Consider the following 12512-nt stretch of genomic DNA (forward strand, 5'->3'; position numbering starts at 1 on the left):
AGAGTACAAGATTTAAATCTGGTCATCTCTTTTACTGTCACATTCGGATTCATTCAACATTGCCTGTTCGTTTGGAAGTCGCTATATATAGCGGTTGCCGAAAAATATTTATTTAGCTCAGTTGAAAAACCGGGCTTTTTATTCCTTAAATATGGAAACAAATCCACTCCCCCATATACCGCTCCTCTTAAAAAAACGCCAATTATGTCATAATATATAACATAAATACGTAAATTTTTAGTTAAAATACACAAAAACACATTAAAAATTGTGAATATTCGCTAATGTTAAACAACTGAAAAGAATATATAATAAATATACATTACGTATTGTGTTATAAAAAATAACATAAAGGGGATTGATCGTATTATAAAGGGGTGAATGAATGAAGACGTTGTTCATAAAAAATGCCAAAAATATTATTACTATGGATGAAAATCGAACGGAATACCCAGGCGGCAGCATGTATGTTGTCGGTCAAGAGATTAAAGCGATTGGCTATGATTTACCTTGTGAGTCAGCGGATATTGTCATTGATGCGCGCGGAAAAATTGTTTATCCGGGGTTAATCAATACGCATCATCATTTGTATCAGACTTTCACCCGCAATATCCCTTGGGTGCAAAATGTTGAGCTGTTTGATTGGCTAATCGCTTTGTACGATATTTGGCGCCATCTAAGGCCGGAAGATGTGTATTTAAGTGCTGTTGTCGGATTAGGTGAGTTACTTAAAAGCGGCTGTACGGCATCAGCTGACCATTTTTACGTTTTTCCGAATGGAGTCAGCTGTGAATTAATTGATGAGGAAATACGGGCAGCACGTGAGATCGGAATTCGTTTTTACCCAACTAGAGGTTCTATGAGTTTAGGACGATCAAAAGGGGGATTGCCGCCAGATGAAATCGTTCAGCCGGAGGATGTTATTCTTCGAGATACCATGAGAATTATTGAAACCTATCATGATCCTAGTAAATTTTCGATGCTGCGGGTAGGTGTTGCACCTTGTTCACCATTTTCGGTTAGCAAAGACTTGCTGCGTGAATCAGCGGATTTAGCACGCAGTTATGGCGTTCGGATGCATACCCATTTGGCGGAAACGACCGATGAAGAGGATTTTTGCAGAGAAAAGTTTGGCATGCGTCCTTTCGAACTAATGGAAGAAACAGGTTGGGTCGGCGAAGACGTGTGGTATGCGCATGGAATCTGGTTTGATGACAAAGAAATTGCCAAGCTGGGTGCTTGTGGCTGCGGAGTTGCTCATTGTCCGAGCAGCAATATGAAAATGGCATCCGGAACGATGCGAATTATGGACATGCTGCAGGCAGGGGTAAAAGTGGGATTTGGTGTTGATGGTTCAGCTTCTAATGATTCTTCCAATCTATTATTAGATTTAAAAATTATGAACCTGCTCCATAATCTTCAGCATGGAACGACAGCGCTAAGTGCTGAAGATTGTTTGTCGATTGCGACGAGAGGTTCAGCTAAAGTGCTTGGCTGGGAAGATGCCATTGGCTCATTGGAAGTCGGCAAGGCTGCAGATATGTTTATGATTGATACGAATCGATTAGAATTTGCCGGTGCGCTTTTCAACGATACGGCGCTTCCGATTCTAGCGGGCACACCGACAGTCGATATGACTATCGTTGGCGGACAGATTGTTGTAGATAAAGGGCGTCTTGTCAATATCGATGAAGAATCATTTGCCATGCGGGCGCAAAAAGCTGCTGAAAGAATGCTGGAAACGGCTCTTGAGCATACAAAAGTCAATTATAAAAAACCAAGAATAAGAAACTCAGCTATTCTAACTTAGATAAGGGGGGATAAGCAGTGGAAGCAATTCGAAACGAGATTGTCGCATTTCATCATGTTAGTAAGATTTACAATACCGGCACAGTCGCTTTAAGCCAATTCCATTTTTCCATCACAGAAGGGGAATTTATAAGCTTCCTCGGTCCGTCTGGCTGCGGGAAATCAACGGCATTAAGAATGGTGGCAGGTTTAGGCGAACCTACTGAGGGCAAGGTAGAAGTATTTGGGCAAAACCCGAAAGAAGTTATAAAAAATACAAATGATGTTGCGTTTGTATTCCAAGATGCCAACTTGCTTCCATGGAGAACGGTGCTGGAAAATGTGATGCTGCCTTTAGAATTAAGGGGTTCGGATAAAAAAAGCCGCAAAGAGGATGCGATCAAAGTATTGGAGATGGTTGGACTAAAGGATCATATAAAGTCATATCCTAGGCAGTTGTCAGGCGGAATGAGAATGAGGGTGTCTATAGCTCGAGCGTTGGCTGCAAAACCTAAATTGCTGTTAATGGATGAACCGTTTGCTGCATTAGACGAGATTACAAGACAGACCTTGCAGACGGAGCTGCTTGAAATATGGAAAAGGGAGAAAATGACAATTTTGTTCGTGACTCATAATGTATTTGAAGCTGTCTATCTTTCTACTAGAATTGCAGTGTTGTCAGCTCGGCCCGGACGATTATCATCTATCATCGATGTCGATCTTCCTTATCCGAGGGAGCGGACAGATGAACGGTTTACAGAATATGTCGATATTTCCTCGCAAAGTCTTGAGAATAGTTCAACCCGAAGGGAGTTGGTATAAATGTCTGTACAAACAGCAACCACTCAAACGAAGGAAATTGTCGCTCAATCAAATAATACTGGCAAACTGAAAATATGGAGCAAATCAAAATGGAAGATTATTGGTCCGATTGCTGCGCTTGTTGTTTTTCTTTCTTTATGGCAGTTTGTACCGATTATGGTTGGCGTGCAGCCGTTTATACTTCCAAAACCGACAGACGTCCTTCAAGCGGCGGTTGAAGATTGGGAGTTATTATGGCCAGCCATACAAATAACGGTGGCTGAATCTGTGATCGGATTTGTAATAAGCGCCATCATTGGAATTGGCTTTGCGGTTTTATTAGCAAGCTCAAAAATTTTAGAAATAAGCATTTACCCGTATGCGGTTATTTTACAAACGATACCGGTTGTAGCTGTTGCACCGATCGTTGTTATCTGGTTCGGCTCGGGCTTCAATTCGATTGTGATGATTTCATTTTTAATCGGATTTTTTCCGATTATTTCAAATACGTTAATGGGATTGAATTCAATCGATAAAAATATGAGCGAATTATTTACTTTATATAATGCGTCAAAATGGCAAAAAATGTGGAAGCTCCGAATTCCGGCTGCTATGCCTTACATGATGACCGGCTTAAAAATATCCAGCACGCTATCGATCGTTGGAGCTATTACGGGTGAATATATAGCTGGAATTGGCGGAGGAAAAGGCGGTTTAGGGTATGCCATTACGGTAGCAGCCGTTCAATTAAAAACACCATATTTATTTGCTTGCGGAATTGCCGCTGCTATTTTTGGGATTGTCTTTTACTTACTCGTAAGTTTGTTTTCTCATTTCATGCTGAGATCATGGCACGAATCCGCGATGAAGGGAGAAAAATAAAAAATTTGATCAAAAATTAAGTTGACATAATCACTATTGCTTACAAGAGCTGAATTTAATTTGCCAATTTTTTTTGCATAAAAATGGTTTGCTGCGTTAGGGAACGAGCTTTATTGAGTTTCAAAAAAAGTGCAAAAAGGGGGAAAAAGAATTGAAAGCATGGCGCAAAGCGAGTTTTCTATTAATCGGGATTATATTCATGTTCTTCCTCACCGCCTGCGGCGGACAAGAGTCGAGCAGCTCAACAAACGAGGGAGACAGCGCTTCGAATGAAGAGAAAAAAGACTTAAAAGATGTAAAAATTGTATTAAATTGGTTTCCGAAGGCGCAGCATGGCGGTTTGTATGCAGCACAAGAAAACGGATTGTTTGAAAAAAACGGTTTAAAAGTCACGATCGAACCGGGTGGGCCGCAAGTCTCGTCTATTCAAATGGTTGCATCTGGAAGTGCTGACTTTGGGCTTGCACATGCTGACCAAATGGTTATTGCTAGAAATCAAGGAATTGAATTAGTCGCTGTAGCTGCTGCCATGCAAGGAAGCCCGCAGGCATTAATGTTCCATAAAGGAAAGGGAATTGACGATTTTGATGAATTAAATGGAAGAAAAGTATATATACAGCCTGGTATTACGTATTGGGACTTTTTGAAATCTAAATATAATTTAAGTAATGTACAAGAATTGGCTTATACAGGACAGCATTCGAATTTTATTAGCGATCCCAATTCTGTAAGCCAAGCCTTTGTGACTTCAGAGCCGTTTTTCTTAAAAAAAGATGGAGTAGATGTAGAAACGAAGCTCATATCTGATGCAGGTTATAATCCTTATAACGTTGTGTTATATGTTACAAAAGACTATTTAGAAAAAAATAAAGAAACTGTCAAAGCATTTGTGGATGCTTTTGTCGAAGGATGGTATTTATACAAAGATTCTTACGAAGAGATTAATAAAGTGATTCAGAAAGACAACGCTGATATGGAATTAGAATCATTAAAATTTGAAGCCGAAACACAAGTGGATTTTGTATATGGAGGAGATAGAGCAGAGCATGGAGTCGGATATATGACGGAAGAACGCTGGGCAACATTAATTAAACAATTGCACGATCTCGGTTTATTAGAAAAAACATTTGATGCAAAGGAAATTTTTACGACAGAATATTTGCCAAAACATGAATCGAAATAAAAACAAAAACGAAAACTGGGCAGCTTATATTTGCTCAGTTTTTTGTTTTAACCATAAGTTTTACTGCAAAAAAAAGAAATCGGCTTATATGCCGACTTCAAAAACTGATCTCATACATTAAAATTTAAAAGTCCTTTTACTCCTCGTTTTTCACTTGATTATATGCTTGATCAAGATTTTGCAGTCTTTTCAATATTTCTGCATTTTTGGTTAGCTGGTCGTAAATTAAAGTTGAGACGACAGATCGGTAGTAGCTGTTCATGGCATCAATCTTTGAAGATTTTTCTTTATTCATTTCAATGTACTGTTTAAAGTTTTCTTTAAAATAGGAAACAGAAAAAAGCTGTGTCATGTTCGTTCCTCCAAAATTTTAGATTCTTTTTTTAAATTCTTCATGTAAAATAGAACTAAAGGGGGGGAGTTCTGATGCATATAAAAATGGACTTAGTCCAAAACCAATCCTTGAGATTGGCGATGACGAAAGAGCTGAAGCAAGCCATTGGGCTTTTGCAATATTCTACAATCGATTTAGTATCTTACTTGAGGGAAATTACGCTTGAAAACCCCTTTGTGGAATTGGAAGAATCCCATCCACCGATATTTTATCATAATCAAAGAAAGCAGCAGAGGGCTAGCAAGGAGGATGGCCGCTGGATCGAAAATATGCCGAAAAAAGGGATGGGGCTAAAAGATCATTTGCGAAATCAGCTCGTAGAATTTCGTTTTACCGAAAACGAACGGCGTGCTATTCATATTTTAATCGATGCAGTGGACTCAAATGGTTATATGTCAGAAGACTTATCCCGCCTATCGGAAAAGTTCCAAATTTCGATCGATCTTTTTGAAAAACAGCTGTCTGTGCTGCAATCATTAGATCCAATTGGCGTCGGGGCACGTTCGCTTCAAGAATGCTTGCTTTTGCAGGCTAAAGAAATCGAGGAAAAACCTGAAGGCTCCGAGTTCGTGTTAAAAGAGCATTTTCATCTGTTTGCCACAAAAGCTTGGAAGGATCTTTCCAAAAAGACAGGTCTGTCGCTGAATGCTCTTCAGCAAATTTTCGATTTTGTTCAAACATTGAATCCAAGACCTGGTCTGCAATTTGATGAGGAAACCCCGAATTATATCATCCCTGATTTAATGATTGAAGAGCGAAATGGAGATTGGATTGTATATTATAATGAAGATCTTTTGCCGCAAATTAAAATCAATCGGGACTATGAACCGATTGTACAAACAGAAAAAGAAGTAAAATCTTACGTACAGACTAAACTCCATCAAGGACGCTGGCTGTTAAAATCGCTTGAGCAGCGGAAGGAAACGCTTGTCAAAGTTATGCAGGAAATTATACGATTTCAGAAAGACTTTTTCTATTTGAAAAACAACATTTTGAAACCGCTAACATTAAAAGATATCGCTAATTCTCTTAACATTCACGAGTCGACTGTAAGCAGAGCGGTCAATGATAAATTTGTTCAAACTCCTTTCGGCTTATATGAGTTGAAATATTTTTTCACTAACAAAGTGGGAGAAGAAGATACATCAAGTGCGAATGTTAAACAGGTCATTCAGCAATTAATTGATCAAGAAAATAAGCAAAGACCGCTTTCAGATCAAAAAATTGCCAACCTGTTGAAAGAGAATTATAATATGAATGTTTCGAGAAGAACAGTGGCCAAATACCGCGATCAGCTCAATATCCCTTCGTCCAATTTGCGAAAAAGATATAATTAGAAAGGAATTGGATTCGTGAATCAAGTGGTTCTTTATACGAAGCAAACATGTCCATTGTGTGATGAAGCAAAGGAATTGCTGTATAAGCTGCAAGCTGAAATACCCTTTGATCTGAAAGAAAAAGATATTTATCAAGATGACCGGCTGCTGGAAAAATATCAACTAATGATTCCAGTGATTGAAGTGAATGGAAAGATTGTTATTTTTGGGAAAATTGAAGAAAATTCTTTAAGAAAACGTTTGCTGGAACTTGTTTCTGTTGATTAACATTTGCGCTCCTGCTAAAATAATATATGTAGCAAGGGGTGAATTTTTTTGCTATAATTGGGACATAATTTGTCTTACAGGGACAAAAAAAGTCCCGGAAAGAAAGAGCTGAAGGGTCTTGAAAATGCAATCATTAATTGAAGCTCAAAAAAAATTATTGCCTGATCTTCTCCAAACTATGCAAAAGCGCTATCAAATTTTGCAGTCCATTCGACTGATGCAGCCTGTAGGAAGACGAAGCTTGTCAAACAATTTAGGCATCAGTGAAAGAATTCTGCGTGGAGAAGTGCAATTTTTAAAAGAACAAAATTTAATTCATATTCACCCCTCGGGAATGACCTTAACGAAAGAAGGGGATGATCTTCTTTCATCATTGGAAGAAATGATGAAAGATGTTTTAGGTTTAACTTTTTTGGAAACTACATTAAAAGAGAAGCTTCATTTAGATGAAGTGATTGTTGTTTCAGGTGACAGCGACCATTCGCCCCTCGTGAAAAAAGAAATGGGAAGAGCTTGTGCACAATGCATTATGAATCATTTGCAGGATGACGAGGTTGTTGCTGTGGCAGGCGGCACAACGCTGGCAGCTGTTGCTGAAATGATGATTCCGTTAGGTCATCGCCGAAATGTTTTATTTGTCCCTGCAAGAGGCGGACTAGGGGAAAATGTTGAAAACCAGGCGAATACGATTTGCGCCAAAATAGCTGAACGTGCACATGGGAAATACAGGCTGCTTCATGTTCCTGACCAGCTAAGCAAGGAAGCATATGAATCCATTATCGAAGAACCGGAAATAAAAGACCTTTTAAAAATTATACGTTCAGCGAAAATGCTTGTTCATGGCATCGGGGATGCTCAAACAATGGCGGAGCGAAGAAAGACTCCGAAGGAAGATTTCGAAAAAATTAAAAAAGGAAATGCAGTAGGCGAAGCTTTCGGTTATTACTTCAACCAAAAAGGTGAAGTCGTCCATAAAGTTCAAACGGTTGGAATGCAGCTGGAGGACTTAAAAAACATACGAAATGTGATCGCGGTTGCTGGAGGAGCCTCTAAAGCAAAAGCGATCAAAGCGTATATGAATCAATCATTAGCCACGATTTTAGTAACTGACGAAGTGGCAGCTAAAGAGTTATTAAGGGAACTGTAAAGCTCCCTCAATATAAACATCATTCCTAAAATTGAAGGAGGACTTAAAGATGGCAGTGAAAATTGGTATTAATGGTTTTGGTCGTATTGGACGCAATGTATTCCGCGCAGCATTAAAAAATCCTGAAGTAGAAGTAGTAGCAGTAAATGATTTAACAGATGCAAACATGCTTGCACATCTTTTACAATACGATTCCGTTCATGGAAAACTCGATGTGGAAGTCGGGGTAAACGGAAATAACTTGGTCGTGGATGGAAAAGAAATTCAAGTATTATCCGAGCGCGATCCAGCTCAATTAGGCTGGGGAGACCTTGGCGTTGACATTGTAGTAGAATCTACTGGTCGCTTCACAAACCGTCAAGATGCAGCAAAACACCTTGAAGCAGGTGCGAAAAAAGTAATCATTTCTGCGCCGGCTAAAGAAGAAGATATCACAATTGTTATGGGCGTAAACGAAGACAAATATGATCCAAGCAATCATCATGTCATTTCCAACGCTTCATGTACAACAAACTGCTTAGCTCCGTTTGCAAAAGTTTTGCATGAAAAATTTGGCATTGTTCGAGGCATGATGACAACTGTGCACGCTTATACAAATGACCAACAAATTTTAGACTTGCCTCACAAAGATTACCGCCGCGCTCGCGCTGCAGCAGAATCTATCATACCGACAACAACTGGTGCGGCTAAAGCAGTTGCGCTCGTATTGCCTGAATTAAAAGGAAAACTTAACGGTATGGCAATGCGTGTTCCGACACCAAATGTGTCCATCGTTGACTTAGTGGCTGAGCTTGAAAAAGACGTAACAGTGGAAGAAGTAAATGCGGCGCTTAAAGAAGCAGCTGAAGGAGAATTGAAAGGTATTTTAGCGTACAGCGAGGAGCCGCTTGTATCCAGAGACTATAATGGTGATACTCATTCTTCTACGATTGATGCGCTTTCTACTATGGTGCTTGAAAACCGCATGGTGAAAGTTGTTTCTTGGTACGATAACGAAACAGGATACTCAAACCGCGTGGTAGATTTGGCGGCTTACATTGCAAAACAAGGTTTATAATCTTTAAATACGGACTTGTAGCTTGCCTGTTTAAAAAGCTATAATGAAAAGCGGGAAGGGGAAGGGGACGTTTACATTCCCCTTTCCCTTTCAACATGTAGGAAGAATTTTTTCCTGATCGTTATTGTGAAGGAGGAGCTTGAGCCATGAACAAAAAAACGATAAAAGATGTCGATGTGAAAGGGAAAACGGTATTTTGCCGAGTTGACTTTAATGTACCGATGCAGGATGGCAAAATAACCGATGATACACGCATTCGAGCTGCACTCCCAACGATCCAATACTTGGCAGATCAAGGAGCGAAAGTATTGCTTGCCAGCCACCTTGGCAGACCAAAAGGACAGGTTGTGGAAGAGCTTCGATTGACGCCTGTAGCGAAGCGTTTAGAAGAACTGTTAGGCAAAAAGGTGGTCAAAGTAGATGAAGCTTACGGTGCGGCTGTAAAAGCGGAAGTAGACAAGTTAAACAATGGCGACATTCTCGTTCTGGAAAATGTACGCTTTTATCCTGGCGAAGAAAAGAATGATCCTGAGCTTGCTAAAGCTTTTGCTGAATTGGCGGATCTATATGTTAACGATGCCTTTGGCGCCGCTCACCGCGCACATGCATCCACCGCAGGCATTGCGGAATATTTACCATCTGTTGCAGGATTTTTAATGGAAAAAGAAATCAATGTTTTATCTAAAGCGCTTGATAATCCTGACCGCCCATTTACAGCGATTATCGGGGGTGCAAAAGTAAAAGATAAAATCGGAGTTATCGAAAATTTATTGGAACGTGTAGATAATTTGATTATCGGCGGAGGACTTGCTTATACGTTTGTAAAAGCGCTGGGTCACGAAATCGGCAAGTCTTTGCTTGAAGAAGATAAAATAGAACTGGCAAAATCGTTTATGGAACGTGCCAAAGAAAAGGGCGTTCGCTTTTATATGCCTGTAGATGTTGTGGTAGCAGATGATTTTTCAAATGATGCCAATACAAAAGTAGTGGATATTGACAGCATTCCGGCTGATTGGGAAGCACTTGACATTGGACCTAAAACGGCTGAAATTTATGCGGATGTCATTCAACAATCAAAGCTTGTTGTTTGGAACGGACCGATGGGCGTTTTTGAAATGGATGCTTTTGCAAAGGGAACAAAAGCTGTAGCGGAAAGCTTGGCGAAAGCAGAACATACTTATACGGTCATCGGCGGCGGTGATTCAGCAGCAGCAGTAGAAAAATTCGGCCTTGCGGATAAAATGAACCACATCTCAACCGGAGGCGGAGCATCTTTAGAGTTCATGGAAGGAAAGAAACTTCCGGGAGTTCAAATATTGGAAGACAAATAACCACAACCATTTCCGTAAAAAGGAAGGTGTAAAGATGAGAAAGCCGATTATTGCAGGGAATTGGAAAATGCATAAGACGTTGGAAGAAGCAAAAAGCTTTGTAAAGGAAGTTAAATCACTCGTTCCCCCACAGGATAAAGTTGATTCCGTTATATGTGCACCTGGCTTATTTTTAGGTCAGCTTGTGGAATTGGCTGAAGGCTCTGAACTAAAAATTGGCGCTCAAAATATGCATTTTGAAGAAAGCGGAGCTTATACAGGGGAAATCAGCCCTGTTGCATTGGCGGATATCGGTGTTGATTATGTGATCATTGGACACTCCGAACGCCGGGAAATGTTTGCCGAAACAGACGAAACCGTGAATAAAAAAGTGTTGGCTGCTTTCAAACACAAATTAACTCCGATCGTATGTGTAGGCGAATCATTAGCTGAGCGTGAAGCTGGAAAAACGAATGAAATTGTTGGCGATCAAGTCAAAAAAGCGTTGGCTGGAGTCGATGCGTCGGCTGTGAAAAGCATCGTGATTGCTTATGAGCCGATTTGGGCGATTGGCACAGGAAAATCGTCTTCTCCGGAGGATGCCAATGAAGTATGTGCCCATATTCGGGGTGTAATTGCCGATATTTATTCCGATGATGTTGCAAACAAAGTTCGCATTCAATATGGCGGCAGTGTTAAACCGGAAAATATTAAAGATTTTCTAAACCAGCCGGAAATTGACGGAGCATTAGTCGGAGGCGCAAGCCTGGAACCACGCTCTTTCTTGCAGCTATTGGAGGAAGGCCAAAATGAGTAAAAAACCAGTAGCATTAATTATATTAGACGGTTTTGCTCTGCGTGACGAAGTGAAAGGAAATGCTGTGGCTCAAGCGAACAAGCTGAATTTTGATCGATTTTGGAATACATACCCGCATGCAACGTTAAAAGCATGTGGAGAAGCTGTCGGCTTGCCGGAAGGTCAAATGGGAAATTCTGAAGTTGGACATTTAAACATCGGTGCAGGCAGAATTGTATACCAAAGTTTAACACGCGTTAACATAGCGATTCGTGAAGGCGAATTTTTTGAAAATGAAACATTTCTTTCAGCTATGAACCACGTGAAAGAAAAAGGAACGAACCTTCACATTTTCGGCTTATTATCGGATGGCGGCGTTCACAGCCACATTAACCACTTATTCGCCTTGTTAAAATTGGCGAAAGATCAGCAAGTGAAAAATGTGTTCATTCATGGATTTTTGGACGGACGCGATGTTGGTCCGCAAACGGCGAAGCAATATATTGATGAGCTGAATGAAAAGATCAATGAATACGGAGTAGGACAGATCGCAACGATTTCAGGCCGCTATTACTCGATGGACAGAGATAAAAGATGGGATCGAGTAGAAAAAGCATACAGAGCGATGGTGTATGGTGAAGGGCCAGCTTACAAAAACGCATACGAATGTATTGAAGATTCTTATGCACACGGGATTTATGATGAGTTTGTCATCCCTTCTGTTATGACAAAAGAAGACGGCAGTCCTGTTGCAACGATTCAAGATGATGACGCGGTCATTTTCTATAATTTCCGTCCGGATCGCGCCATTCAAATTTCGAATACATTCACAAATGAAGATTTCCGTTCCTTTGATAGGGGACCGAAACATCCAAAACGTTTATTCTTCGTTTGCTTGACCCATTTTAGCGAAACGGTGAATGGATATGTTGCCTTCAAGCCGGTTAACTTGGACAACACAATTGGTGAAGTCATTTCCCAAGCCGGATTGAGGCAGCTGCGCATAGCAGAAACAGAAAAATATCCGCATGTTACGTTCTTTATGAGCGGAGGCCGGGAAGAGAAGTTTCCTGGCGAAGAACGGATTTTAATTAATTCACCGAAGGTAGCCACGTATGATTTAAAACCGGAAATGAGCGCATATGAAGTAACTGAGGCGCTTTTAAAAGAAATTGAGGCTGACAAGCATGATGCGATCATATTGAATTTTGCTAATCCGGACATGGTCGGCCACTCCGGCAAACTTGAGCCAACGATAAAGGCAGTCGAAGCGGTTGATGAATGTCTCGGAAAAGTGGTGGATTTGATTCTCGAAAAAGGCGGAACAGCTATTATAACTGCTGACCACGGAAATGCGGACGAAGTCGTCACACTTGACGGAAAACCGCAAACCGCACATACGACAAATCCAGTGCCGGTTATTATAACGAAAAAAGGAATCGAATTGAGAGAAGACGGAATTTTAGGCGATTTGGCACCAACGATGCTCGAGCTGCTCGGGCTGGAAAAACCGAAAGAAATGACAGGGAAAAGTCTTATTAAATCATAAA

12 protein-coding genes are annotated in these 12512 nt (G+C 40.4%); 11 read left to right on the forward strand and 1 reads right to left on the reverse strand.

The window, feature by feature from the left end:
* Positions 1 to 385 precede the first annotated feature (385 nt).
* The 4 genes from NSR00_RS15870 to NSR00_RS15885 all read left to right on the forward strand — a co-directional run bounded on the left by NSR00_RS15870 (position 386) and on the right by NSR00_RS15885 (position 4654).
* Positions 386 to 1810 (forward strand): 8-oxoguanine deaminase, encoded by a 1425-nt coding sequence (locus tag NSR00_RS15870; protein ID WP_340789762.1) that lies wholly within the window; start codon positions 386 to 388, stop codon positions 1808 to 1810.
* A 17-nt stretch (positions 1811 to 1827) separates the two neighbouring features.
* Positions 1828 to 2610 carry an ABC transporter ATP-binding protein gene (locus NSR00_RS15875; protein ID WP_340789764.1) on the forward strand — a complete coding sequence of 261 codons (783 nt, stop codon included), beginning with the start codon at positions 1828 to 1830 and terminating at the stop codon, positions 2608 to 2610.
* Positions 2611 to 3471 (forward strand): ABC transporter permease, encoded by an 861-nt coding sequence (locus NSR00_RS15880; protein WP_340789766.1) that lies wholly within the window; start codon positions 2611 to 2613, stop codon positions 3469 to 3471.
* Positions 3472 to 3622: 151 nt separating this feature from the next.
* A complete protein-coding gene (locus NSR00_RS15885) occupies positions 3623 to 4654 on the forward strand; it encodes an ABC transporter substrate-binding protein (protein ID WP_063386964.1) in 1032 nt (343 codons plus the stop codon).
* A gap of 136 nt (positions 4655 to 4790) precedes the next feature.
* Here NSR00_RS15885 and yvfG read toward each other — a convergent pair whose 3' ends face one another.
* Positions 4791 to 5006: a protein YvfG gene (yvfG, locus tag NSR00_RS15890; RefSeq protein ID WP_063386963.1), complete on the reverse strand. Its 216-nt coding sequence runs from the start codon at positions 5004 to 5006 to the stop codon at positions 4791 to 4793.
* 74 nt (positions 5007 to 5080) lie between these two features.
* Between yvfG and rpoN the strand changes: the two genes are divergently transcribed.
* The 7 genes from rpoN to gpmI all read left to right on the forward strand — a co-directional run bounded on the left by rpoN (position 5081) and on the right by gpmI (position 12511).
* The gene (gene rpoN, locus NSR00_RS15895) at positions 5081 to 6385 is read left to right on the forward strand and encodes an RNA polymerase factor sigma-54 (RefSeq protein ID WP_340789768.1); all 1305 of its coding nucleotides are present in this window, start codon (positions 5081 to 5083) and stop codon (positions 6383 to 6385) included.
* A gap of 15 nt (positions 6386 to 6400) precedes the next feature.
* Positions 6401 to 6652 (forward strand): glutaredoxin family protein, encoded by a 252-nt coding sequence (locus tag NSR00_RS15900; protein WP_063386962.1) that lies wholly within the window; start codon positions 6401 to 6403, stop codon positions 6650 to 6652.
* A 124-nt stretch (positions 6653 to 6776) separates the two neighbouring features.
* Positions 6777 to 7799: a sugar-binding transcriptional regulator gene (locus tag NSR00_RS15905; RefSeq protein ID WP_066249144.1), complete on the forward strand. Its 1023-nt coding sequence runs from the start codon at positions 6777 to 6779 to the stop codon at positions 7797 to 7799.
* Between the two features lie 49 nt (positions 7800 to 7848).
* Complete coding sequence (gap, locus tag NSR00_RS15910) at positions 7849 to 8856, forward strand: type I glyceraldehyde-3-phosphate dehydrogenase (protein WP_063386960.1); 1008 nt, start codon at positions 7849 to 7851, stop codon at positions 8854 to 8856.
* A gap of 146 nt (positions 8857 to 9002) precedes the next feature.
* A complete protein-coding gene (locus NSR00_RS15915) occupies positions 9003 to 10187 on the forward strand; it encodes a phosphoglycerate kinase (RefSeq protein WP_130156827.1) in 1185 nt (394 codons plus the stop codon).
* A 34-nt stretch (positions 10188 to 10221) separates the two neighbouring features.
* Positions 10222 to 10983, forward strand: a complete 762-nt coding sequence (gene tpiA / locus NSR00_RS15920) for a triose-phosphate isomerase (RefSeq protein ID WP_340789769.1) — start codon at positions 10222 to 10224, stop codon at positions 10981 to 10983.
* Positions 10976 to 12511, forward strand: coding sequence for a 2,3-bisphosphoglycerate-independent phosphoglycerate mutase (gene gpmI / locus NSR00_RS15925; protein ID WP_340789770.1), 1536 nt, complete (start codon positions 10976 to 10978; stop codon positions 12509 to 12511). Before tpiA ends, gpmI begins: the two co-directional genes overlap by 8 nt.
* Position 12512 lies beyond the last annotated feature (1 nt).

The organism is Aeribacillus sp. FSL K6-8394, from assembly GCF_038008865.1.
GTDB lineage: Bacteria > Bacillota > Bacilli > Bacillales > Aeribacillaceae > Aeribacillus > Aeribacillus composti.

Bases quoted from the DNA above. Each gene is read 5' to 3' on its own strand.
- NSR00_RS15905 (WP_066249144.1), top strand. From the start codon at position 6,777: ATGCAATCATTAATTGAAGCTCAAAAAAAATTATTGCCTGATCTTCTC.
- NSR00_RS15870 (WP_340789762.1), top strand. From the start codon at position 386: ATGAAGACGTTGTTCATAAAAAATGCCAAAAATATTATTACTATGGAT.
- yvfG (WP_063386963.1), bottom strand. From the start codon at position 5,006: ATGACACAGCTTTTTTCTGTTTCCTATTTTAAAGAAAACTTTAAACAG.
- gpmI (WP_340789770.1), top strand. From the start codon at position 10,976: ATGAGTAAAAAACCAGTAGCATTAATTATATTAGACGGTTTTGCTCTG.
- tpiA (WP_340789769.1), top strand. From the start codon at position 10,222: ATGAGAAAGCCGATTATTGCAGGGAATTGGAAAATGCATAAGACGTTG.
- rpoN (WP_340789768.1), top strand. From the start codon at position 5,081: ATGCATATAAAAATGGACTTAGTCCAAAACCAATCCTTGAGATTGGCG.
- gap (WP_063386960.1), top strand. From the start codon at position 7,849: ATGGCAGTGAAAATTGGTATTAATGGTTTTGGTCGTATTGGACGCAAT.
- NSR00_RS15880 (WP_340789766.1), top strand. From the start codon at position 2,611: ATGTCTGTACAAACAGCAACCACTCAAACGAAGGAAATTGTCGCTCAA.
- NSR00_RS15915 (WP_130156827.1), top strand. From the start codon at position 9,003: ATGAACAAAAAAACGATAAAAGATGTCGATGTGAAAGGGAAAACGGTA.